We start from the raw sequence: 23,610 nt of genomic DNA, 5'->3' as shown, positions 1-23,610 counted from the left end.
GCTCTTATTCAGCTGATTTTTTCTTCTTGTTAGCTTTCTCACGCTCTGCCTTATTAAGGATTTGTTTACGCAAACGGATAGACTCAGGCGTTACTTCCATGTACTCATCGTCGTTCAAGAACTCAAGAGACTCTTCAAGTGTCAAGATACGAGGCGTCTTAATAACAGCTGTTTGGTCCTTAGTAGCTGAACGGACGTTGGTCATTTGTTTTGCCTTAGTGATATTAACTGTCAAGTCATTTTCACGAGAGTTTTCACCGATGATCATTCCTTCATAAACCTCAGTACCTGGGTTGACAAAGATCGTACCACGTTCTTCGATAGACATGATTGAGTAAGTTGTAGCCTTACCAGCATCGATAGAAACAAGGGCACCACGGTGACGACCACCAATTTCGCCTGGAATCAATGGCAAGTATTGGTCGAAGGTATGGTTCATGATACCGTAACCACGAGTCATTGACAAGAACTCAGTTGAGTATCCGATCAAACCACGCGCTGGAACAAGGAAGACCAAACGAGTTTGACCATTACCAGTTGAAATCATATCCAACATTTCACCCTTACGTTCAGAAAGGCTTTGGATAACAGACCCTTGGTATTCTTCTGGAGTGTCGATTTGAACACGTTCGAATGGCTCACATTTCACACCATCGATTTCTTTTACGATAACTTCTGGACGAGATACTTGAAGTTCATAACCCTCACGACGCATAGTTTCGATAAGGATTGACAAGTGCAATTCTCCACGTCCTGAAACAGTCCATTTATCTGGTGAATCAGTTGGGTCAACACGAAGGGAAACGTCTGTTTGCAATTCTGCCTGCAAGCGTTCTTCCACCTTACGAGAAGTTACCCATTTACCTTCTTTACCAGCAAATGGTGAGTTGTTGACCAAGAAAGTCATTTGAAGAGTTGGCTCATCGATGTGTAGGATTGGAAGAGCTTCAACTGCATCTGTCGGAGTAATGGTTTCACCGACAAAGATATCTTCCATACCTGAAACGGCAATCAAGTCACCTGCTTTGGCTTCTTGAATTTCACGACGTTCCAAACCAAAGAAACCGAAGAGTTTTGTAACACGGAAGTTTTTAGTTGTGCCGTCAAGTTTAGAAAGGGTAACTTGGTCCCCAACTTTAACAGTACCACGGAAGACACGACCGATACCGATACGTCCAACGAAGTCGTTGTAGTCCAAAAGTGACACTTGGAACTGCAAAGGCTCATCTGAGTTATCTACTGGAGCTGGGATATGGTCGATAATTGTGTCAAAGATTGGCGCCATAGTCGCTTCTTGGTCAGCTGGATCATCTGACAATGAAGAAGTTCCGTTGATCGCAGAAGCATACACCACTGGGAAATCAAGCTGGTCGTCATCTGCACCAAGTTCGATGAAGAGTTCTAAGACTTCGTCCACTACTTCAGCTGGACGAGCTGATGGTTTATCGATTTTGTTAACAACAACGATTGGGACAAGGTCTTGTTCCAAAGCTTTTTTCAATACGAAACGAGTTTGTGGCATTGTTCCTTCGTAGGCATCTACGACCAAGACAACACCGTCAACCATTTTCATGATACGCTCAACTTCTCCACCGAAGTCCGCGTGTCCTGGTGTGTCCATGATGTTAATACGAGTTCCGTTGTAGGCAACGGCTGTATTTTTAGCAAGGATGGTAATTCCACGCTCTTTTTCGATATCGTTTGAGTCCATAGCACGCTCTGCCAATTCAGTACGTGCATCAAGCGTTTCTGATTGTTTCAATAATTCGTCAACGAGGGTTGTTTTCCCGTGGTCAACGTGGGCGATAATCGCAATGTTACGGATATCTTCTCTTAATTTTGTCATGATTTCCTCTATAATATTCAAAATTTATTTTCTAACTGAACGATTATACCATAATTTCAAGTAAATAACATAATTCAAGCAAGTGTAAATGTTTTCACTCCGCTTTTCTTTTCACGTCAAGCCTTTTCAAAGCAAGCGACTTATGATAAGATAGGCACAGTATGCGTTTAGATAATTTATTAGCCCAAGAAAAAATCAGCCGAAAGGCCATGAAACAAGCCTTACTTAAAGGAGAAATTCTAGTCGATAGTTGCCCAGCACGCTCCCTAGCCCAAAATATCGATACAGGACTACAGGAACTCCTTTTTCAGGACCAAATCATTCAAGGCTATGAGCACACCTATCTTATGCTTCATAAGCCTGCTGGTATCGTTACAGCCAACAAAGACAAGAAACTTCCAACCGTCATGGACCTCCTTGCGCCTGACATCCAGTCTGATAAGCTCTATGCCGTCGGCCGACTGGACCGAGATACGACAGGACTCCTCCTCTTGACCGATAACGGTCCCTTGGGCTTCCAACTCCTCCATCCCCAATATCATGTCGATAAGACTTATCGAGTTGAGGTTAATGGACTTCTGACACCTGACCATATCCAATCCTTTCAAAAGGGAATTGTCTTTTTAGATGGTACTGTATGTAAACCCGCAAAACTAGAGATTCTATCTGCAAGTCCTTCCCTCAGTCAAGCCTCTATCACCATTTCAGAAGGAAAATTTCATCAGGTTAAGAAAATGTTTCTCTCGGTTGGTGTCAAGGTGACCTCACTCAAGCGCACCCATTTTGGACCTTGGAGCTTGGATCAGAATCTTCAAGAAGGAGACTACCGTCCCCTAAACTCAGAAGAGTTGACAATCATTCGTGACTTTCTCAGAAAAAGTGGTTAAAAAATGAGCTCGGAAACATCCAAGCTCGTTTTCTTATTTCTCAACTTTGACTTTCCCTTTCCAAGAATCCAAGCCATAAGAAAGGATATAAATCTCAGAAAAACCTTGTTTTTTCAAGTAAAGGGCTGCATTTGTAACTCGTTGCGCACGTTGGTTTTCGTAAAGAAGAACAGGTTTATCCTTACGAAGGGCTGCAAGACTAGTCTTCAACTGACTTGAAGGAATATTGCGAGCCCCAAGAATATGTTTTCTGTGGAATTCTGCTGGGTCGCGCAAATCAATCAATTGACCCGTACGAATCAAGGATTCAAACTCCTCATTGTCCACAATTTTAGCCGCACGGCGAATACGAAGATAGTTAAAACCCATCCACGCCAACATTGCTAGTATAAGTGCCCACAAAATCCAAGTAACCATTAGTTCTTTTCTCCATTTTTCTCAATATAATCCAATTCTACCTTGTGCTCTCTGCGTAGAACCGCTTCTGCTTCTAGATAGTCTAGTTTATCCATCAACCCTGCATCGTAAATCCGAGAGAGTTCCAACTTCATCAGTTCAATATCATATAAGCGTTTTCCCATATAAACAATAATACCAAATCGTTTGAGGAATTGCTGCACATCATAGAATGTTTTCATAAGACTCATTCTAGCAAATTTTTGTGTTTTTTTCAAGAAGAGACTCACACAAGAAGTAGCACAGAAATTAAAAAAGCTGCATCTTCTGCAACTTTTTAATCTGGTGGGAAATATCCCAACTGCTCAGCGATGTGAATCGCCTCCTGCCTGTTAGTCACTCCCAATTTTGAAAAGATATTGGCCAAGTGATTGGAAACTGTACGTTTACTCACATAGACCTTGTCACAGACATCATCAATGGTCAAGCCATTTCTAACCAATTCTAGTATCTCGATTTCTCGTGGTGTTAGCACCTCTACCATCACTTCATCTGAAAAGACCTTACCACCTAGATGAATCTTTTCCAGTTTTTTCACCAACTCATCTGGGTCCATACTTTTGTCCAGAAAGCCATAAGCCCCCATAACTTTAGCTCGGTGTTCATACATCTTTTTGCTGTATCCCGTCAAAATCACAACCTTACTAGAACAACCATTGTCGATAATCTCTTGTGCCAAGGTCAGCCCATCATCTTGATACAGACTCGTCAGGTTGATATCAATCAAAATAATGTCGTAGTCATTAAAAGCAATCTCCGAAATAGTCGAAAAATTATCTACTAACTGGACCTTTTTAATGTTTTCCGATAACTCTAAAATCATCTTGATACTTTGGCTAAATAATTTATGATCATCAATTAACAAAATTTTCATAACACAACTCCTTATCAATCGGGAGAGTAATTTCTACACGAAATCTCTTATTATTTTCAAAAATCTGCATTTGACCACCTAAAACACTAATTTTATTAGACATATTTTTCAAGCCATAACCTAAGGATTTTTCTGTTTGAAGGCAGTCATTTTCAGAAATGATAAAAATAGTGTCATCATGCACATCAATCTTCAAAGAAATCGTTCCACCACTAGCGTACTTAACGGCATTGGTCGCCAACTCCTCAACCAGACGATAGGCAATTTTATCGTAAGGAGATAAAAGCCTAAAGTGGGCAGGAAACTGTGTGACGACTTCATTTTCTGCGTGATAGCGCTTGACAATCCGATTAATCAGCCCTTGATACTGGATGTCTAACTGCTCGTCTGTTTCTACCATTGGCTGATAATAATCCATCCGCTCACGAATCCGCTGAACCAACTCCTCTGTCACCAGATTGATCTGTTCACCAAAAGCTTGATTGCTACTATATTTATTGAAATTTTTTATCGCCATCACATTTTGCAGGATTTCATTGTGAAGAAATTCGGAGAACTGTTGTTCTGTGTCTTCATTTGCCAGCAGACTTTTCACCATACGATTACGCTTTAAAAAGAGAACTTTTACATAATCCCTAGCATCTAGCATTTCAGCAGAACGAAAGAGGCGAATCAATTCTTCCGAACAAATCCCGAACAATAGTAACATGATATTCAAGACCAAAAAGCTCGTGTTTAAATCGAGACGAAAGATGATGAAAATACCTACTAACAAAAACAGAACCAGTAAAAACAAGTGTGAAAAAGCTTTTATATAGGACAATTTCAACTCTGATACCCTTTTTTGAAGAGAGTTGACAATCGTTTTGAAGTGTAAAAAAGCTAAGATACCAAGAATTTCTAGATACCAGACTAGGTTCATCACTCCTGCGCCCCTCGTATTGATATACAAAAAGAAATAAGAAAGAGGCAATATCAAAGCTAATATCCACAAATTTCGTCTCTGATACTTGAGTTTACTTTTCAACTCTTTATAATATAAAATCAGTAAAATCAAGGGAACAAGGTTTAAAAAGAAAGACGCAAACAAGGACAGAAATAGAAAAATTGAAGGACTTAACAGATACGAACTAATAGTGATTAGTGTCAACACAAAGGACACACTCAACAGTTCTTCTCCTATTTTCTCTCCCAGAAAGATAATAGACAGAGAACTATACACCAATAAAAAAGAGTTGAGCGGATGAAGAATATCAAAAAAGTGCAACAGGGTGCTCGCAACTCCTTGATTAAATATGGATTGCCAGCTAATGAGAAACATCATCAGGAGCAACCAGAGTTTCAACTCACTATACCGAAAGGTCACAATATTACAAATATAGCTAAATACAATTAAAGCAATAATCAGCAATAAAACCATCTGCAAGGAAAAATCTGTCGAAAAGTCCAGAGGAATCCTATAATAAATATAAATCATTAAAGCTAGATGATTAAAAATCGTCAACCACCACAATAAAAGTGAGTTTTTCGAGAGCGATTTGACAAACTGTTTCATATGTATCCACTTCCTGAACTACTTTAATATCATTATAACACAATACCAGAATTGTCGGATAGGCAACTCTGGTATTTGACTTAAGTTTCAATAATTTGCCAACTTACTCTGTAAGTTACTAGCAAGTAAAGAACAAAGAGTAAAACCGCTACTCCCAGATAGGTGATATCAATAGAAATGCTGGTATTAGCGAAATTCTCAAAATAGCCCAAAAGAGCGGTACTCAAGGCAAATGCTAGCGGACCTGCGATGACCAGCGGAACCAAGAAATAACTTAGAATCTGTTGCAAAAGAATAGAGCGATTTTGCTTTCTCTTGTTCCCAAGAAGATATATGATTTGATAATCATTAACACTATCCAAAGCACTTGTAGAAGTTTGAAGAGACAAGATACTGAGGGAAATAATGATAAAAATAACACTAACAAAAATCATGACAAAGACAATGACTCCCATAAATCCAAGATAAATCTCAAAAATTCTTCCTTTGGTTTGATAGACGAACGAATTCAACTCTGCTCCATCACGAGTGAAGTAGTATTTTTCAATCCACTGACTCAAGAATGTTTCTACTTCCCGTTTGTCTATATTTTCCTTGAAATTGGCAACATAGGTCGTGTGGTCTTCCGTCAATCCAACTACTACCTTATCTGGTACAATCAAGGTTCCTGAGTCATTTGTAGTTACTGAAGATAAAAAGTAAACTGTTTCAAGTGGCTTTGAAGAGGCAAGGTTGAGAGAATGACCGTTAATCATGAAGGTTTTGGTCGTTGATAGAAAGTCCTGGATCTGCTTGGCAGTTCCTTTATAATTGGCATTGACTAGAAATTGGTCTTCTGCCAAGTCAACCGCTTTTTTCCCTTGCAGTTTGCGGAGATGATTGTAGGCAGAAATTCCTAAAATCGGTACTTTTGATTCAGGAAGTTTCTTATCATGCTCCCAGAGATTACTAGTATCAATCAAATCTTTATAAGTTAAATCACTAGAATAGATAGGACAGCTGTACTCCTCTTTGATGAGGTTAAAGTCAAAGCCATCGGCTTTCAATCTGTCTTTGACAGATTCCTGAGAAAATTGAAACTCTTTACCACGGTAGAGATTGACAGTTACATCATAAGGTGAGTATTTGTTCAGCTCTCGGTTCATAGTCGTATAGGCACTACCACTAAAAACGAGTAAGCTGAGAGCCAGTGTCAAGGTCAAGGATAAGACAGCCAACGTGACCGAATTACTATCAGCTTGTTTTGAAAATTGACGGATTTTAAAAGTGTTTAGTTTGTTATAGTAGGTTTGAGGCAGTTTTCTAAAGGAAACCAAGATAAAATAGCTCAAGGTATTGTAAAATAAAATCACAAAAATCACGAAGACAGATACCAGCAAGATACCCCAACTTTTCAAGAGTGATAGATGGTGATAGTCTGAAAAATAGAGAGCACCAAAACCGATAACAGCTGTCGAAAGAATAAAGAGAAGTGCTTGAAGAACTGGCTTGCCTTTTGCTAAGACAGATTTTTTGACCCCATTTTCTTGAATGAGTGCAATGATATTTTGCTTTCTAAAGGTAAGAATGTCCATGACACCAACAATAAAACTGGTTACCAAATAGGAATAAACTAGTAAGATGACAGACTTGCTATCAAAGAAAACCAGATTACCAAAGTAATTAGCCATGAAAAACTCAGATGCAATCTTAGCTAGAATGACCAGTAAGATCACTCCAAGCAAGAAACCTAGAATCAAGGAAAAGATATTGACCAGCATGGTTTCAAAGAACAGGGTACGGATAATCTGCTTCTTCTTCATTCCCAGCGTTGCATAAAGTCCCAGCTCTTTCTTGCGCCGTCCCAAGACAAAGTTTGTGGAATAAACGATAAGAAAGGCAATCGCTGATAGAATCAGATAGGAAAGCAAGCCCATGTACTGGCTCATCACCGTCGTCAACGTTTCCTTTGCTCCTGATAAACTTTGCATCACTGGATGGCTTGGTAAAGCATTAAAAGCGTAGAGCAAGCTATAAATCAAGGTCAGACTGAAAAAATAGATGGTATAGGTCTGTAAATTTCGAAATACATTTCGTAAAATCAATTTTGGATACATACTCTCCCCCTCCTATCTGGTACGGCTGTAAATCTCTTGCAAATACTGTTCATTAGATAAGCTGTTACGTTTCAAATCATCCATAATCTTTCCATCACTAAGTAGCACCATCCGTGAGGAATACTTGGCTGCGGCAGGGTCATGCGTAACCAGTAAAATGGTAATACCAAAACTTTTATTGATTTCCTGCAAAAGTGCCATCAGTTTTTCAGAATTGGCAGAGTCCAAGGCTCCTGTCGGCTCATCTGCAATAATCAGTTTAGAATCATCAATCAAGGCTCTAGCAGTTGCCACGCGTTGTCGCTGACCACCTGATAACTGATTAGGAAACTTATCTTTTAAGTTTTGTATGGCCAACTTATCCAAAATTTCCTCAATCTTATCCTGATGTTTTTTGATATTTTTCCCCTGAATTTGAAGAGGTAGAACAATATTTTCATAGACCGTCAAGGTTTCCACCAAGTTGTAGGCTTGGAAAATATAGGAAATGTTTTTAGCACGATAGTCAGCTAGTTCATTTTCCTTGGCATGGATGATGTCAAAATCTTCAAATCGAATCTCACCTGACGTTGGTTTATCAATCGTTGAAATACAGTTGAGGAGTGTTGTTTTTCCACTACCACTGGCACCCATAATTGCCAGAAATTCACCTTTTTCAACGGACAAGTTCACATCTAATAAAGCATGAACGATATTATCCCCTTGACCAAATGTTTTCGTTAATCCTGTTACAATAAGCTGTTTCATCATTTCATTCCTCCGTTTCTTTATTACTCTCTTATTATACGGTTTCTTTCAATGTTTGGCATGAGTATTTTGTGCAATATATTCAAGTAATAAAAAAACCGATGCCTTTTTCAGGTATCGGTCAATGTTGATTATTTGCGATCGTTTCTTTTTTTCATAAAGTAAACAATCCCTATGACAACAACTCCTAAGACCAGTACAGGTGCATAGAATTCTAGTGTTCCAATAATTCCTTCCATTTTATCCTCCTGTCAAAAAATAGAGAGTTTTATTCACAGCGCACGTTTGACGAAATACATTCATAAGAATATGCAAACCACCAAGCACAGCGCCCCTGTGCTGTTAATCTAACAGCCGTACGCCACCCTGCAGCAGATTTTCCATTCAACTCTTGGCTATTAATTTCATAATCCAAAGAATCAATCTCAAAATTGTCTTGTTTCATTAGTATTTCTCCCCGTAAATATAACACCAAATCAAAATGTTGTCAATGTTTTGTAATAAAACACTATAATTTTCCTTTCGTTTTATCTAACAACGAACACTATTTGTCGTACACTCATAGGAACAGGTGAAACACAATCCACAGCGACCTGCTAGTGTCATTTTAAAAGCTATGTACCACTAGCTCCTGATTTCCCAAAAAGTTCTTGGTTTTCAACCTCGAAACTTAGAGAATCAATCTCTGGACGACTTGTATTTTTAGCCATAAGGTTGCCTCCTTCCTTCTTTTAGATGATCATCTTTACAATAACTAGTATAAACTCTAGTACTGGATAAGTAATGAGTAAATCGTGCAAGTTTCTTATTTTCGAGTAAAATTTTCATATTTCCCAATTAAAAACAGCTGAATAATATCTTGCTCAGCTACTTTTTTAACTTATTTACTATGATTTAGAAGTTTCTTCTTAACTACTTTACAGAGACTCACACAATGCTACTGATTTTCCTATCTTCTTTGGCGATTCTGACGCAAGTGTGGTACAATAAAAACATGAGAATTCAACAATTACATTATATTATCAAAATCGTCGAAACTGGCTCCATGAATGAGGCAGCCAAGCAACTCTTTATCACTCAGCCAAGTCTTTCCAATGCTGTGAGAGATTTGGAAAATGAAATGGGCATTGAAATCTTTATCCGCAATCCCAAGGGTATCACCTTGACTCGTGATGGGATGGAGTTTCTCTCTTATGCCCGTCAGGTTGTCGAGCAGACCCAGCTTTTGGAAGAACGCTATAAAAATCCTGTCGCCCACCGCGAACTCTTTAGCGTTTCCTCCCAGCATTATGCCTTTGTGGTCAATGCCTTTGTCTCTCTGCTCAAGAAAAGTGATATGGAGAAATACGAGCTCTTCCTTCGTGAAACTCGTACTTGGGAGATTATCGACGACGTCAAGAACTTCCGTAGTGAGGTCGGTGTCCTATTTTTTAACAGCTACAACCGTGATGTTTTAACCAAAATGCTGGATGACAACCACCTGCTGGCTCATCATCTCTTTACCGCCCAACCGCATATCTTTGTCAGCAAGACCAATCCTCTGGCAAAGAAAGACAAGGTCAAACTATCTGATTTGGAAAACTTCCCTTACCTCAGCTATGATCAAGGAACTCACAACTCCTTCTACTTCTCTGAAGAGATTCTCTCGCAGGAATACCACAAAAAATCTATCGTAGTCAGCGACCGTGCCACCCTCTTTAACCTCTTGATTGGTCTGGATGGATACACGATCGCAACAGGGATTTTGAACAGCAACCTCAACGGAGACAATATTGTTTCTATCCCACTGGACATTGATGACCCAATTGAGCTGGTCTATATCCAGCATGAAAAAACCAGCCTATCTAAGATGGGCGAACGCTTTATCGACTATCTCCTAGAAGAAGTCCAGTTTGATAGTTGAGAAATGATAAGAACCAATATGTAGGCTAGCAACAACCTGCACATTGGTTCTTTTTACTTATAATTAAAAGTTTCCCCTGCAAACTTATCAGCTAGCTTGGGAAAGAGAGTATAAAACTTATGGGCTAGGTTCAGCAAGATTGGGAGATTGAGTTCGCGTTTGTTTTTTCCTATAATCTTGACAATCTTTTTAGCCACTGCATCTGGTTCTAGAAGAAAGCGTTCGACTGACTGGAGATAGACACCATCTGGATCTGCTTGGTCAAAAAATGCTGTTCGGATAGGGCCTGGATTAACCGTTGTCACATAGACACCATAAAGCATGAGTTCTAATCGTAGGGCATTTGAAAATCCAATAGCCGCAAACTTGGTCGCTGAGTAGAGACTAGACTTGCCAGTAGCAATCAAACCTGCCATGCTAACAATATTGATGATATGGCCTTTTCGACTCTCTTTCATATGTGCCGCAAGGCGTCGAGATAGATTCATCAGGGCAAAGGTATTGACCTCAAACATCTGGTGAATATCTTGGTCAGAAATCTGGTCAAATTCCTCAAAGATCCCGTAACCAGCGTTGTTTATCAAAACATCAATCTTTCCATAGCGGAGATAGAGGTCTGCTAGCAGAGTTTCTAAGGCTGAATCATCGGTAATATCGATTTCCATCAATTCTGCATGGGGATGGTTTCCGTAGAGTTGGGCTAATTTTTCCTTATTTCGACCAAGCAAGATAAGTTGGTCATTTGGCAAGAGTTTGACCATCTCTTGTGCTAGGCCACCGCTAGCTCCTGTAATGAGAATAGTAGACATACTGTTCCTTTCTGTGACTGCTAGATTTCCACTTCTTCCAAGTCTTTGACCACATGGACATTTTCAAAAACACTAGCAGCATCTTTTTTGAGCTTGCTGATATCTTTTGAGAGGAAACGGGCACTGATATGGTTGAGCAAGAGGCGTTTGGCACCTGCTTCTACCGCTACTTGCGCAGCTTGCATGTTAGTAGAGTGGCCATGGTTACGAGCAATTTTTTCATCACCCTTGCCATAAGTGGACTCATGAACTAGGACATCGGCATTGACAGCCAGACGCACACTGGCATCCGTTTTTCGAGTGTCTCCTAAAATAGTGATAATTTTACCTGGACGTGGAGCTGAGATATAGTCTGCTGCCTTGATTTCAGTTCCATCTTCCAAAACAACATCCTGACCGTTTTTGATTTTCCCAAAAAGTGGGCCAAATGGGACACCAGCAGCCTTGAGTTTTTCAGCATCCAGCGTTCCTTCTAGATCCTTTTGGATAACACGATAGCCAACACAGAAAATAGTGTGGTCCAGCTCCTCTGCATACACCGCGAATTTATCGGTCTCAAGGATTTTTCCTAGAGAATCTTGGTCAAACTCATGAAAATGAATACGGTAAGGCAGGCGCGAACCTGACACACGAAGGCTGGTTAAGACAAATGACTTAATCCCTTGCGGTCCATAGATTTCCAAATCTGTCTGCTCTTCATTGGCTTGAAAGGCACGGCTAGAAAGGAAACCTGGCAGGCCAAAAATGTGGTCTCCATGTAGATGGGTGATAAAGATTTTGCTGACCTTACGTGGTCGAATTGTCGTTTCCAGAATGCGATTTTGCGTACCTTCTCCACAGTCAAAGAGCCAGACTTCGTTAATCTCGTCCAAGAGTTTCAGGGCGAGACTGGAGACATTGCGGGCTTTAGAGGGCTGACCTGCCCCCGTTCCTAAAAATTGAATATCCATTCGATACTTTCTAATTAATCAATATATAACATGGCTGTGCGGTTTTCCGATCGGAAATAGCGCTTGCCAGAAAAAGCAGTAGCTTCCTGTAATAACTCCTCTTGACTGTAGCCTTTTAGACGTTTGCGACCATCAGCCAAATTTTCCAAATCAGTCAAAGCTGTAAGATTTTCCACGCTAACAACTTCCTCGTCCCCGACAGACTTCATGTAAATCTTACCAGACTCTTCAAAGACCAGTTGATGGGGGAAAATTTGCGCAATCTCAAAGAGCAAGTCAGCTGAAATTTTCTCTTCATTTTCAGAGAAAATTCGACCCAGTCCCTCACTCTCATAACAAAAACCAAAGGATTTACCAGACAGATTAAGACGAATAAAAGGCTTATTTTCTAGGGTGAAACTCGGCTCAGTATTGTAAAGATTCAGTTCTTGACTGAGTTCTGCAAAATACTCAGTCGCTGCTTCAGGACTCTTTTTCTGGTAGAGTTCTGCAAAATAAGCATTGACAACGCTGGGCGGAGGTGTGATAAGTGCCAACTGCTCCTGCTCTGTCTTGCCAGCTAGAAGCTGATCCAGATAGACCTTGTCCAGACTTGTATAGCCCCCATATTTTAGAGCCAACGTTTTAATATCAGTCATAAAATTCCTCTAACCTCCATTTATTTTTCTTAGAAATGTAGCCTGTAATGACTTCTCCGTCATCTTGATAATCACGTTCTTCAAGAATCGCAACACTTTCTAAATCATGAATCTTGTAGGACTTTGAAAAAGGAACGCGCAGGGTAAAGGATTCAAAAATATCCTTGATTTTCTCTAAAAATAGTGCCTGCAAGTTCTCACGACTATCCTCAGACTTGGCAGAAATGAGGGCATAAGGCGTTTGGGTAGGCGTGAAATCCTCCACCAAATCCGCTTTATTATAAAGGGTCAGGCGAGGAATATCTTCCATGTCCAGGTCTTTCATGATGGACAGAACCGTTTTTTCATGTTCCTCATGGTAAGGATTGCTGGCATCGATAACATGAACCAAAAGGTCTACATGCTTGCTTTCCTCCAAGGTTGACTTAAAACTGGACACTAACTCTGTCGGCAAGTCTTGGATAAATCCAACGGTATCAGTCAAGGTCACTTGGAGATTCCCTCCCAGATGGATACTCTTAGTTGTCGCATCCAAAGTCGCAAATAGCTCGTCAGCCTCATACTGGGTCTTACTGGTCAAGGTGTTCATGATAGTTGACTTCCCAGCATTGGTATAACCAATCAAACCAATCTTAAAGGTGCTTGACTCCAAACGTTTTTCTCTGACAGTCGCCCGATTTTTCTCAACCACCTTGAGCTGGCGCTCGATATCCGTGATTTGATTGCGAACGCTACGACGGTTCAGCTCCAACTGGCTTTCACCAGGTCCACGGGAACCAATTCCCCCTGCCTGACGGCTGAGCATAATTCCCTGACCAACCAAGCGAGGCAAGAGATATTTGAGCTGGGCTAGGTGGACTTGGAGCTTCCCTTCATGGCTTCGAGCTCGCATGGCAAAGATATCCAAAATCAACTGCATACGGTCAATGACCTTGACACCCAGAACTTCTTCTAAATTGACATTTTGCCTTGGCGTCAGGCGGTTGTTGACGATGACAGTGGTGATTTCTTCTGCATCCACCATGAGCGCAATCTCTTCCAACTTACCAGAGCCGACGAAGGTCTTAGAATCATATTTTTCACGTTTTTGTCTGTAGCTATCTACAACGACTGCCCCAGCTGTCTTAGCTAGACTGGCCAATTCTTCCATGGAGAGGTCAAAATTGTCCATGCCCTGCAATTCCACACCAATGAGCAGGACCCGCTCCTCTTTTTTCTCCGTTTCAATCATCTAAAAACTCCTCTATCTGGCTTAAAATTCGGTCTTGTACACCAGCTTCTCCAATCTGATAAAAGGTGACCTGCATGCGATTACGGAACCAAGTTAGCTGACGCTTGGCAAAACGACGAGTCGCCTGTTTGAGACTCTCACTGGCTTCCTCCAAGGTCTGCTCTCCACGGAAGTAAGGAAAGAGTTCCTTATAGCCAATTCCTTTAGCAGCCTGCACATCTGGATAATGGTCAAACAACCACTTGGCTTCGTCTAGAAGTCCAGCTTCAAACATCAGGTCCACTCGGTGATTGATACGTTCATATAATTGACTACGTTCATCATCCAAGCAGATAATCAATGGTTCATACAAGGTCTCTTGATTTTCCAAATCCTGACCAAAATGGGCAATTTCCAAGGCACGCATAGCACGACGACGATTAAATTGGGGAATTTCAAGACCTGCTTGCTCCACCAAATGAGCTAATTCCTCATCTGTATAAGGCTCCAAACTAGCCCGATAGGCCAAAATCTCTGCATGGGGAGTCTCCCCACCCAGGTGATAACCTTCTAGCAAGCTCTGGATATAAAGTCCAGTCCCACCAGCAATAATGGCTAGCTTGCCACGGCTGTGAATATCCTCAATAGCCATCTTGGCTTCTGAAACAAAATCAAAAGCCGAGTAAGACTCGGTTACCTCTCTAACATCAATCAAATGATGAGGAACAGCCGCTTGCTCCTCTGGGCTAGCCTTGGCCGTCCCAATATCAAGTCCTCGATAGACTTGCTGGCTATCTCCACTAACCACTTCGCCATTAAAACGCTTTGCAACTTCGATGGCAAGGGCTGTTTTTCCAACTGCAGTCGGTCCAACAATCACAATTATTTTTGTTTTCATCTTTTTTCCTTGAAAAATTCCCATTTTTTCGTTACTATTATTATAACACAAAAAGGTCAGTCAGAAAAATGTGACCTCTTGAGGGGGGCTGGCTGATTAAGAAGATAAAGGAGGAAGACTCATGGCTAAAGGATTCGCTAAAGGTCTTGTAACAGGTGTCGCAGGAACTGTCGCTGCAGTTGCAGGTGCAGTATACGCATTTAAAAAGAAAGTGATCGAACCAGAAGAGCAAAAAGCAGCTTTCATCGAAGAAAACCGTAAAAAAGCAGCTCGCCGCCGCGTATCACGTTAAGAAACAAAAGAAGTTGGGATTCATTGTCTCAACTTCTTTTTTCTATTCTTTTATACTCAATGAAAATCAAAGAGCAAACTAGGAAACTAGCCGCAGGTTGCTCAAAGCACTGTTTTGAGGTTGTAGATAAGACTGACGAAGTCAGCTCAAAATACTGTTTTGAGGTTGTGGATAAGACTGACGAAGTCAGCTCAAAACACTGTTTTGAGGTTGTGGATAGAACTGACGAAGTCAGTAACCATACCTACGGTAAGGCGACGCTGACGTGGTTTGAAGAGATTTTCGAAGAGTATTAAATAGCTAGGTCAAACTTCAACTGCGGCTTGACCGGGTCATAATCTACCAACTCAAAATCTTCTGCTTTGATATCAAAGAAATTGGTCTTATCTGGCACATTTAAAACCAAACGTGGTTGGCAGTTTGACGGCTCACGACGGAGCAATTCCTGAGCTTGTTCAAATTGATTGTCATAGATATGTAGATTATTGATAAAGTAGAAGAACTTACCAACCTTCCAGCCAAAATGTTTGGCAATCATCATCTGCAAAGCCACATACTGCATAGCATTGATGTGGTGGGCCACTAGCATATCGTTAGAACGCTGGGTCAAGGTCGCATCCAGGTAGATTGCTCCATCTACACGGCGGACATCAAACATGGTCTGAAAGGCGCATGGGAGCAACCCATCTGTTTCTTCGAAAGCTTGGTAATCCCAGAGCGAAATGATATTGCGGCGGTTCCAAGGGTTGGCTTCCAACTGCTTGAGAATCTTATTGATGATATCGTGTTTCTTAACAACGGCACCATAGCGCTCACCGATGGTTCCTGTATCTCCCACTTCCCAGTCATTCCAGTAGTGAACATTGTACTTATCATTAAGTACCTCTAGGCTATTGGACTGGTCTTGGTAAATCCAGAGCACTTCCTTGATGGCGGATTTGATAGCAATAGGACGCAAGGTTGTGATGGGGAATTCCCCCTTGGCCAAGTCATACTCGGCAAATGCACCCGTTACATACTTGGAGTTGGCAACAGTCCCATCCTTGTACTTGGGACGGGCCTGCTCAGAAAAGACACCGTCTTTGAGGATTCGTTCAATATTTTCTTTAAAAATCGTATCTGCTTTTGTCATTCTCTCACCTCATTTATTGTCCTAACTAGTATAGCATAAAAAAAGAAAGGAGGAAAATCACTCGCTTCTAGAAAGCAATTTTCTCCTTTTTTATTTTATTGCAATACAAGTGATGCTGCTCCGATAACTCCAGCGTCATTTCCTAGAGTTGCAAGAGCCAATTTTGTTGATGTGCGTACTTGTGGGAAGGTATTTTCATCATAGACTTTTTGAACACCTTGTAGAAGGAATTCTCCTGCAGCTGATACACCACCACCGATGACGATTGTTGATGGGTTTAGGATTGAACCGATGTTGGCACAAGCGATTCCCAAGTAACGTGAGAAGTTACGGTAAACGATCAAAGCAAGGTCGTCTCCTTCTTTTGCAAGATCAAAGACAGTCTTAGCAGTTACTTCTTCTCCGTTATCAATCAAGCGTTTCAAGGCTGCATCGCCTTCGTATTCATCGGCATAGCGACGAGTCAAGTTGACAATACCTGTTGCTGAAGCAACTGTCTCAAGGCAACCTTTCTTACCACAGGTACATGCGATTGGTTGGTCAAAGTCAACAGTGATGTGGCCAAGCTCACCTGCTGCACCAGCAACACCATGAAGCAATTTGCCCTCAGCGACGATACCGCCACCAACACCAGTACCAAGTGTCATAAAGACAACGTCTGGTTGGTTATCACCAGCACCCATCCAGCGCTCACCAAGAGCTGCCACGTTGGCATCATTATCGATGAAGAATGGAATGCCCAAGGCTTTTTCAATTTTCTCTTTAATTGGTTGAAGGGTTTTCCAGTTGAGGTTGTAGGCACCAATAACAGTTCCTTTTTCACGGTCAACCACACCTGGTGACCCCATTCCAATACCTTGGAAGTCTGCTGCTACTAATCCAAGCAAGTCCAAACGATGTTGAATAGACTCAATCATATCATCAACGATATGACTTCCCTCATCCAAAATATTAGTCTTGATAGACCATTTTTCTTGGATTTCTCCTGCTGTTGTTAAGATTGCAAATTTGATAGAAGTTCCACCAAGGTCAATCCCAATAATCTTTTGACTCATCATATTCTCCTTTTTTATTTTGCAGTAATTGAAAATGCTTACAGTACTAGTATAACAAAATTTAGTTAATCATGCAAAGGTTTGCGTGAATGAATTATAAGGAATTTTTTCGCCTAACAGTATCTGTTAATCATCTAAATGATCAATTGCATATTGAGCTTCCTCTTCTGTAAAGCCATCTGCAAAAGAGGTCAATTGATTGAAAAGACCAGATTTAGACATATTAAATAATTTTCTATAGTTCTTAGCATTAAACAACGCATTATATTTATAATCAGCTTTTAGATGATCAATTGCATATTGAGCTGCATCATTTGAAAATTTATCGAAATCAGAAGTTAATTGACTATACATACGTTTTTTTGACATATGGAATAACGAATTATAACTTTTTGCCTTTCCTAAAGCAGCAGAATATTCACTATTGCTATCATCACTAGAAGAAGAACTTGTACTCGCTTGACTCTCCTTCCAAACTCCGTCAGCACCAACATAATAACGTCCACCATCAACCCATTCATTGACAGCCATTTTACCATCTGATTTCAAATAGTAATTCCCTTGCCACGTGCTGTAAGCATAAGATCCATCTGATGTCAAATAATACCAAGCTTGATAGGTGGCATCATAAACCCATTCATTGATAGCCATTTTACCATCTGATTTCAAATAGTAATTTCCTTGCCATGCACTATAAACATAAGAACCATCTGATTTTAGATAATACCAAGCTTGGTAAGTAGCATCATAAACCCATTCATTGATAGCCATTTTGCCATCTGATTTCAAATAGTAATTTCCTTGCCATGTACTATAAGCATAAGAACCATCTGATTTCAAATAATACCAAGCTTGATAGGAAGCATCATAAATCCATTCGCTCTGTGCCATTCTACCATCCGCTTTCAGATAATAGCTTCCCTGCCATGCATTTTTTACTGGATTTCCATTTCCATCAAAATAATACCATGCACCATCCTGCTTAACCCAGCCACTTGTTGTTGCTGAACTTGTATTGTTTTGAGCCGAAGTTGATTGCTTTGCTTTGAAAGCACCTTTTGGGGCATTTTTCAATTCACAAGCCACACCATCATGATCGCGGTCTAACTTGGCAGAATAACCAGAATCCCCCTCATGAATATCCGCGTATCCATTCGCCCAAGCCTCTTTACAACTAGAAAAATGGATGTTTTCTTCTGCTAACACAGGTTGTGAAAACAAGGCTAAAACTGGCAAGGTAGCCAGACTCATTTTAAAAAATAGACGTTTGTTCATTTCTTTCTCCCATAATTATGATATCGATTTCACTATTATTTTATCAAACTTATTTCAGCAATTCAAGGAAACTTCTGGTCTTTTCTACAAACTCCTTTGGTTTTTCCTTATTCAAGACATGAGGGCCACCTGGGATAATCTGAAATTGGGATTTTGATATTAGTTTGTGAAGACTTCTCATAGAACTAAGATTCGGTTTATCTTTGCTACCACAAATTAGCAAGGTTGGATAGGGGCAAGTCTTTGCAATCTCCCTTAAATCAAGTGTTTTTAATTCTTCGGAAATCCCAACCATAAGAGCCTTATCTGCCCCCTGTTTTTCAAATGTCCTTTTGGGGAGTAGTTTAAATATCAGCAACTGAATGTAAAAAGGGATATTGCCAGCTAGTTTCAATGGACAGCCTGACAAAACCAAGGCCTGAAGATTTGGTAAATCGTAACTTGACAGCTCTAATGCAAGTGCAGCTCCTAAGGACAAACCGATTAGGACAAAAGGTTCTGTCTCCTCTGACAAGTGCTGATAAATGCGCTCCTTAGCTTCTTGATAGGTAGCAACTCCGGAAGGAAATAACTCTAGGGCTTCAGAAGGATAATCTACAAGCAACTCTTGCACTTCTTTCCAACTATCTGCTGACTGACCTAGGCCATGTAAAAATATTAATTTCATTTAGTTCTCCCTTACTGACAACTCATACAAGCCCCTGACTGCATTACAACCATAGATAGCTTCTGCTCCCTTCAAATCTTCTATGGTCAAGACTTTCTCTTTTACTTGTCCTGTTTCTAGTAAATACTGACGATAAATTCCGGGTAAGATACCAAGTTTGATAGGTGGTGTGTAGAGTTTCCCAGAAATTTTCAGAACCAAATTTCCTATAGAGGTTTCAAGAAATTCTCCAGCAGCAGTGTGATAGATGATTTCCTGATTTCCCACTGTCAAATGTGGTCTATGAGTCGTTTTAAAATAGGTAAAAGCTTGCTGTAAATCCGCTTCCTGAAGGTAAAGTTTGGCCTGACAAAAACTTGGACTAAGGGGTGTTAAGATTTGACGACTGAGTTCTATCTCTCCAGATTTGCTGAGAGAAATACGCAAGCGGTAATCTTGATTATCATCACAAGCTTGACACTCTGCCTCTATCTTTTGTTTCAAGTTTTCTGAATCAAATGGAAAGGCAAAATACCGACTCGCTTTTCTCAGCCTTTCCAGATGTTCTTCTTCAAACATCAGTTGTTTTTGGCTGATTTTTCCAGTTGTAATTAATTGGAAGCGAACTTGTTTACGATAGAGAACAGCTGCCTTTTGATGAACCTCTCGATATTCAGATTCCCAAGTGCTATCCCATGTAATGCCACCACCAACTCCATAGATGGCTTTCCCTTGATGCAGTTGAATGGTCCGAATGGCAACATTGAAAATCCGGCGCCCATTTGGAAGCAAGAGACCAATCGTTCCGCAGTAAACTCCACGCGGTTGTGGCTCCAAGTCCTTTATAATCTCCATAGTCGCAATTTTCGGTGCTCCCGTTATGGAACCGCAAGGAAAGAGAGAACGCAATATTTCAACAAGGTCAACGTTCTCTCGCAACTGACTCTTGATGGTTGAAGTCATCTGCCAGACAGTCGAATACTGTTCTACCTGACACAGACGCTCCACATGCTCACTCCCCACCTCAGAAATACGATTCATATCATTGCGCAAGAGGTCCACAATCATCATGTTTTCAGAGCGATTTTTGGGGTCCTGTTCCAACCAACTGGCCTGCCCCAAGTCTTCTTGGTCAGTCACTCCCCGCTGAGTCGTTCCCTTCATCGGTCGCGTTATCAACTCGCGGTCATTTTGCTCAAAAAAGAGCTCTGGGCTCATGGAAATCACTGCCATCTCGTCATGTTCAACATAGGCATTGTAGCCCGCCTCCTGCTCTACCACCATACGATTGTAGATGGCAAAAGGATTGGAACTTAATTTTTGCTTGAGTTGGACGGTGTAGTTGACCTGATAGGTGTCTCCCTGCCGCAAATGATGATGAATCTGGGCAATCGCCTTTTCATAGTCTGCTGCAGACGTGACTTCCTGCCAATTTGAAGGCAAATCAACCTCGTCATAAATCAGAGGAATAGAGGATGTTTCTACCCTATCATGAACTGTAAAATATAGCAGGTACTCTGCCAGTAAAGGCGCTTTATGAACTGCTAATTTCTCCTCAAAAGCAGGTGCAGCCTCGTAGCTGACATAGCCCACCACATAATAGCCTTGCTCTTGGTAGCTTTCCACTTGTGCCAGCAAATCTGCCACTTCTGCTACATTTCTCGTTTTCAACTCTTTAATGGGCTGGGTAAAGGTGTATCTCTCTCCCAAAGCCCTAAAATCAATCACTGTTTTTCTATGCATATTTCAAGTATAGCATAAAATAAGAAAACCCTCATCCGCAAAGCTGATAAAACAGGCTTTAGTCTCATCACATATCTTCTGATTAGAAAAAAAACTCTCCTAGTAGCTATTTTGCTCTAGGAGAGTTTTAAAAATAACATTACGCACTTAGCCCAAAAGAGGAGTTGCGACTTTTAGAAATGGTTGCTAATTTTCTAATTAGTCTTCTTCATCTTCTTTTCGACGATGAATAATAAGACCAAAACCAAGTATCGCACTTCCTGCTGCTGCAAGCATTGCTGTTATTGATTCTGTTGTACCTGTATTTGGTAATTCTCTGGCCACTACACGCTGATTAGCAGCTACTTGCTGATTCTCATTTTCAAGTTGGGAGATAGCGGATGCTACACTCTTTTTCACTCTAGCTTTGGTTTCTTCAGCTTTCACTACCTGGTCTATTGCTTGTTTTGCATGTTGTTTTGCTTTAGAAATTGGATTGACTGAGTCTACATGAACTCCAACACTTGCTCTAACAGCCGGTCTAATTTGTGCGATTGGATCGACTGAAGTGACTTCTGCGATTCCAGTTATCTTAGCTTGAGTGACTTCTTCATTTGTTGTCGCATTATCGATTGAGTCTTTTGCTGCATCAGCTTTTGCTTTCGCGTCTGCCTTAGCCACAGTTTTCTCTTCATCTGTTAAGTCTGTGCGAGCATCAATCTCATCGTTCTTAGCTTTTAGGGCATTATCTATTGCTTGCTTCGCTGCTGTCTTCGCTACTGCTGCTGGATTGACTGAAGTTACCGCTGTTATTCCAGTTGACTTACCTTGAGCTACTTCGGCATTTGTTGTTGCGTTATCGATTGAGTCTTTTGCTACATCAGCTTTTGCTTTCGCGTCTGCCTTAGTCGCAGTTTTCTCTTCCTCTGTTAAGTCATTATTAGCGTCAATCTCGTCGTTCTTAGCTTTCAGCGCATCGTCGATGGCTTGCTTAGCTGCTGGTTTAGCTTGTGCTATTGGATTTACTGATGCTACTGATGTTGCTCCATCAACCTTAGCTTGAGCTACTTCGGCATTCTTTGTCGCATTGTCGATTGCTTGTTTTGCCGCATCAGCTTTGGCTTTTGCATCTTCCTTAGCCGCAGTTTTTTCTTCATCTGTTAAGTCTGTACGAGAATCTATCTCGGCATTCTTATCTTTAAGAGCTTCATCAATGGCTTGCTTAGCTTCTGCCTTCGCTACTGCTTCTGGATTGACTGAGATGACTTCTGCTATACCAATTGACTTACCTTGATCGACTTCGGTATTTGTTGTCGCGTTGTCAATTGCCCCTTTCGCTGCATCTGCTTTTCTCTTAGCATCTACCTTAGCTGCAGTTTTCTCTTCATCCGTTAAATCTGTACGAGCATCGATCTCATCGTTCTTAGCTTTTAGGGAATCATCTATTGCTTTCTTAGCTTCTGTCTTCGCTACTGATTCTGGATTTACTGAAGTTACTTCTGTTGTTCCATTTTCCTTAGCTTGGTCTACTTCAGCATTTGTTGTTGCGTTATCGATTGCTGTTTTCGCTTCATCTGCTTTCGCTTTTGCGTCTATCTTAGCCACAGTTTTCTCTTCGTCTGTTAAGTCTGTGCGAGCATCGATTTCGGCATTCTTAGCTTTAAGCGCTTCATCGATGACTTTCTTTGCCGCTAGTTTCGCTACTGGCATTGGATTTATTGAGTCTACACTTGTTGTTCCATCAGTCTTAGCTTTAGTTACTGCATCATTTGTCGTAGCGTTGTCGATTGCTTGCTTAGCTGCATCAGCTTCTGCTTTTGCGTCTGCCTTAGCCGCAGTTTTCTCTTCGTCTGTTAAGTCTGTACGAGAATCTATCTCGTCGTTCTTAGCTTTAAGGGCATCGTCGATGGCTTGCTTAGCTGCTGGTTTCGCTACTGGCGTTGGATTTATTGAGTCTACACTTGTTGCTCCATCTGCTTTAGCTTGGTCTACCGCTGCGTTTGTTGTCGCGTTGTCGATGGCTTGTTTGGCTGAGTCTGCTTTGGCTTTCGCATCTGCTTTCGCTGCAGTTTTCTCTTCGGCTGTTAGGTCGTTGTTCGCATCAATTGCGTCATTCTTAGCTTTCAATGCATCATCGATGGCTTGCTTAGCCGCTTGCTTAGCTACTGGCGTCGGATTTACTGAGTCTACACTTGTTGTTTCATCAGTCTTAGCTTTAGTTACTGCATCATTTGTCGTAGCGTTGTCGATTGCTTCTTTCGCTGCATCAGCTTTTTTCTTAGCATCTGCCTTAGCCGCAGTTTTCTCTTCATCTGTTAAGTCTGTACGAGAGTCGATTTCATCAGTCTTAGCTTTGAGAACTTCGTCGATGACTTTCTTAGCTTCTGGCTTCGCTACTGCGTCTGGATTGACTGAATCAACTGATGTTGTTCCAGTTGTCTTTTCTTGCTCCACTTCGACATTTGTTGTCGCATTATCGATGGCTTTTTTCGCTACATCTGCTGTCGCTTTAGCGTCTGCTTTGGCTGCAGTTTTCTCTTCGTCTGTTAAGTCTGTACGAGAGTCGATTTCATCAGTCTTAGCTTTGAGAACTTCGTCGATGACTTTCTTAGCTTCTGG

Annotated in this window: 25 protein-coding genes; 5 read left to right on the top strand and 20 right to left on the bottom strand. The window is 41.0% G+C overall.

Annotated elements, in window-relative coordinates; translation table 11 throughout:
- Positions 1-4: 4 nt before the first annotated feature.
- Entirely contained in the window at positions 5-1,846 is a 1,842-nt protein-coding gene (typA, locus tag N8O43_RS03725) for a translational GTPase TypA (RefSeq protein ID WP_000164111.1), read from the bottom strand.
- A 161-nt stretch (positions 1,847-2,007) separates the two neighbouring features.
- Here typA and N8O43_RS03720 point away from each other — a divergent pair, with 161 nt between their 5' ends.
- Positions 2,008-2,733 (top strand): 16S rRNA pseudouridine(516) synthase, encoded by a 726-nt coding sequence (locus tag N8O43_RS03720; protein WP_261089486.1) that lies wholly within the window; start codon positions 2,008-2,010, stop codon positions 2,731-2,733.
- A 33-nt stretch (positions 2,734-2,766) separates the two neighbouring features.
- On the opposite strand, the gene N8O43_RS03715 is transcribed toward N8O43_RS03720, so the two are convergent.
- The 4 genes from N8O43_RS03715 to N8O43_RS03700 are packed head-to-tail and all read right to left on the bottom strand — an operon-like array spanning position 2,767 to position 4,772.
- Positions 2,767-3,150: a rhodanese-like domain-containing protein gene (locus N8O43_RS03715; RefSeq protein ID WP_050365443.1), complete on the bottom strand. Its 384-nt coding sequence runs from the start codon at positions 3,148-3,150 to the stop codon at positions 2,767-2,769.
- Positions 3,150-3,419, bottom strand: a complete 270-nt coding sequence (locus N8O43_RS03710; protein ID WP_033689072.1) for a YqgQ family protein — start codon at positions 3,417-3,419, stop codon at positions 3,150-3,152. The genes N8O43_RS03715 and N8O43_RS03710 overlap by 1 nt, the downstream gene beginning before the upstream one ends.
- 47 nt (positions 3,420-3,466) lie before the next feature.
- Positions 3,467-4,063 (bottom strand): response regulator transcription factor, encoded by a 597-nt coding sequence (locus N8O43_RS03705; protein ID WP_261031307.1) that lies wholly within the window; start codon positions 4,061-4,063, stop codon positions 3,467-3,469.
- A complete protein-coding gene (locus N8O43_RS03700; protein WP_239682357.1) occupies positions 4,044-4,772 on the bottom strand; it encodes a sensor histidine kinase in 729 nt (242 codons plus the stop codon). The genes N8O43_RS03705 and N8O43_RS03700 overlap by 20 nt, the downstream gene beginning before the upstream one ends.
- 534 nt (positions 4,773-5,306) lie before the next feature.
- On the opposite strand from N8O43_RS03700, the gene N8O43_RS03695 reads away from it, so the two are divergent.
- Positions 5,307-5,459, top strand: coding sequence for a hypothetical protein (locus N8O43_RS03695; protein WP_238395603.1), 153 nt, complete (start codon positions 5,307-5,309; stop codon positions 5,457-5,459).
- Positions 5,460-5,698: 239 nt separating this feature from the next.
- On the opposite strand, the gene N8O43_RS03690 is transcribed toward N8O43_RS03695, so the two are convergent.
- The 4 genes from N8O43_RS03690 to slmA all read right to left on the bottom strand — a co-directional run bounded on the left by N8O43_RS03690 (position 5,699) and on the right by slmA (position 8,906).
- Positions 5,699-7,714 (bottom strand): FtsX-like permease family protein, encoded by a 2,016-nt coding sequence (locus N8O43_RS03690; RefSeq protein ID WP_261089484.1) that lies wholly within the window; start codon positions 7,712-7,714, stop codon positions 5,699-5,701.
- A gap of 12 nt (positions 7,715-7,726) precedes the next feature.
- Complete coding sequence (locus N8O43_RS03685; RefSeq protein WP_261089645.1) at positions 7,727-8,461, bottom strand: ABC transporter ATP-binding protein; 735 nt, start codon at positions 8,459-8,461, stop codon at positions 7,727-7,729.
- 131 nt (positions 8,462-8,592) lie between these two features.
- Positions 8,593-8,700: a QVPTGV class sortase B protein-sorting domain-containing protein gene (locus N8O43_RS03680; protein WP_004256158.1), complete on the bottom strand. Its 108-nt coding sequence runs from the start codon at positions 8,698-8,700 to the stop codon at positions 8,593-8,595.
- 29 nt (positions 8,701-8,729) lie between these two features.
- The gene (slmA, locus tag N8O43_RS03675) at positions 8,730-8,906 is read right to left on the bottom strand and encodes a salivaricin M family lantibiotic (protein WP_261089482.1); all 177 of its coding nucleotides are present in this window, start codon (positions 8,904-8,906) and stop codon (positions 8,730-8,732) included.
- Positions 8,907-9,455: 549 nt separating this feature from the next.
- Here slmA and N8O43_RS03665 point away from each other — a divergent pair.
- Positions 9,456-10,364, top strand: a complete 909-nt coding sequence (locus N8O43_RS03665; protein WP_001222582.1) for a LysR family transcriptional regulator — start codon at positions 9,456-9,458, stop codon at positions 10,362-10,364.
- A 53-nt stretch (positions 10,365-10,417) separates the two neighbouring features.
- Here the strand turns inward: N8O43_RS03665 and N8O43_RS03660 are convergent, their stop codons facing one another.
- The 5 genes from N8O43_RS03660 to miaA are packed head-to-tail and all read right to left on the bottom strand — an operon-like array spanning position 10,418 to position 14,869.
- On the bottom strand, positions 10,418-11,173 hold the full coding sequence (locus N8O43_RS03660; protein WP_261089480.1) for an SDR family NAD(P)-dependent oxidoreductase: 756 nt from the start codon (positions 11,171-11,173) through the stop codon (positions 10,418-10,420).
- A 20-nt stretch (positions 11,174-11,193) separates the two neighbouring features.
- The gene (gene rnz / locus N8O43_RS03655; protein ID WP_261051974.1) at positions 11,194-12,123 is read right to left on the bottom strand and encodes a ribonuclease Z; all 930 of its coding nucleotides are present in this window, start codon (positions 12,121-12,123) and stop codon (positions 11,194-11,196) included.
- Between the two features lie 14 nt (positions 12,124-12,137).
- On the bottom strand, positions 12,138-12,761 hold the full coding sequence (locus tag N8O43_RS03650; protein WP_261089479.1) for a cystathionine beta-lyase: 624 nt from the start codon (positions 12,759-12,761) through the stop codon (positions 12,138-12,140).
- The gene (hflX, locus tag N8O43_RS03645; RefSeq protein ID WP_261089478.1) at positions 12,754-13,992 is read right to left on the bottom strand and encodes a GTPase HflX; all 1,239 of its coding nucleotides are present in this window, start codon (positions 13,990-13,992) and stop codon (positions 12,754-12,756) included. The genes N8O43_RS03650 and hflX overlap by 8 nt, the downstream gene beginning before the upstream one ends.
- On the bottom strand, positions 13,985-14,869 hold the full coding sequence (miaA, locus tag N8O43_RS03640; RefSeq protein WP_261051980.1) for a tRNA (adenosine(37)-N6)-dimethylallyltransferase MiaA: 885 nt from the start codon (positions 14,867-14,869) through the stop codon (positions 13,985-13,987). Before miaA ends, hflX begins: the two co-directional genes overlap by 8 nt.
- A 121-nt stretch (positions 14,870-14,990) precedes the next feature.
- Here miaA and N8O43_RS03635 point away from each other — a divergent pair, with 121 nt between their 5' ends.
- Positions 14,991-15,161: a DUF3042 family protein gene (locus N8O43_RS03635; RefSeq protein WP_001051780.1), complete on the top strand. Its 171-nt coding sequence runs from the start codon at positions 14,991-14,993 to the stop codon at positions 15,159-15,161.
- 59 nt (positions 15,162-15,220) lie between these two features.
- Positions 15,221-15,457, top strand: coding sequence for a hypothetical protein (locus N8O43_RS03630; protein ID WP_261089477.1), 237 nt, complete (start codon positions 15,221-15,223; stop codon positions 15,455-15,457).
- Here N8O43_RS03630 and N8O43_RS03625 read toward each other — a convergent pair.
- The 6 genes from N8O43_RS03625 to N8O43_RS03600 all read right to left on the bottom strand — a co-directional run.
- A complete protein-coding gene (locus tag N8O43_RS03625; RefSeq protein WP_261089476.1) occupies positions 15,454-16,293 on the bottom strand; it encodes a thymidylate synthase in 840 nt (279 codons plus the stop codon). The genes N8O43_RS03630 and N8O43_RS03625 overlap by 4 nt on opposite strands.
- A 95-nt stretch (positions 16,294-16,388) precedes the next feature.
- Positions 16,389-17,348 carry an ROK family glucokinase gene (locus N8O43_RS03620; protein WP_000078564.1) on the bottom strand — a complete coding sequence of 320 codons (960 nt, stop codon included), beginning with the start codon at positions 17,346-17,348 and terminating at the stop codon, positions 16,389-16,391.
- 126 nt (positions 17,349-17,474) lie between these two features.
- The gene (locus tag N8O43_RS03615) at positions 17,475-18,623 is read right to left on the bottom strand and encodes an Ltp family lipoprotein (RefSeq protein WP_261089474.1); all 1,149 of its coding nucleotides are present in this window, start codon (positions 18,621-18,623) and stop codon (positions 17,475-17,477) included.
- A gap of 49 nt (positions 18,624-18,672) precedes the next feature.
- Positions 18,673-19,290, bottom strand: coding sequence for an alpha/beta fold hydrolase (locus N8O43_RS03610; RefSeq protein WP_261089471.1), 618 nt, complete (start codon positions 19,288-19,290; stop codon positions 18,673-18,675).
- Entirely contained in the window at positions 19,291-21,012 is a 1,722-nt protein-coding gene (gene pabB, locus N8O43_RS03605; protein WP_261089469.1) for an aminodeoxychorismate synthase component I, read from the bottom strand. It abuts the gene before it with no gap.
- 198 nt (positions 21,013-21,210) lie between these two features.
- Positions 21,211-23,610, bottom strand: a 2,400-nt coding sequence (locus N8O43_RS03600) for a DUF1542 domain-containing protein (RefSeq protein WP_261089468.1), incomplete at its 5' end; no start/stop codon positions are given.

Origin of the sequence: Streptococcus mitis, from assembly GCF_946190335.1 — a bacterium.
GTDB classification, from domain to species: Bacteria; Bacillota; Bacilli; order Lactobacillales; family Streptococcaceae; genus Streptococcus; species Streptococcus mitis_CH.
Note: the sequence above shows the minus strand (reverse complement) of the source record. Positions and strands in the feature narration are given on the sequence as shown.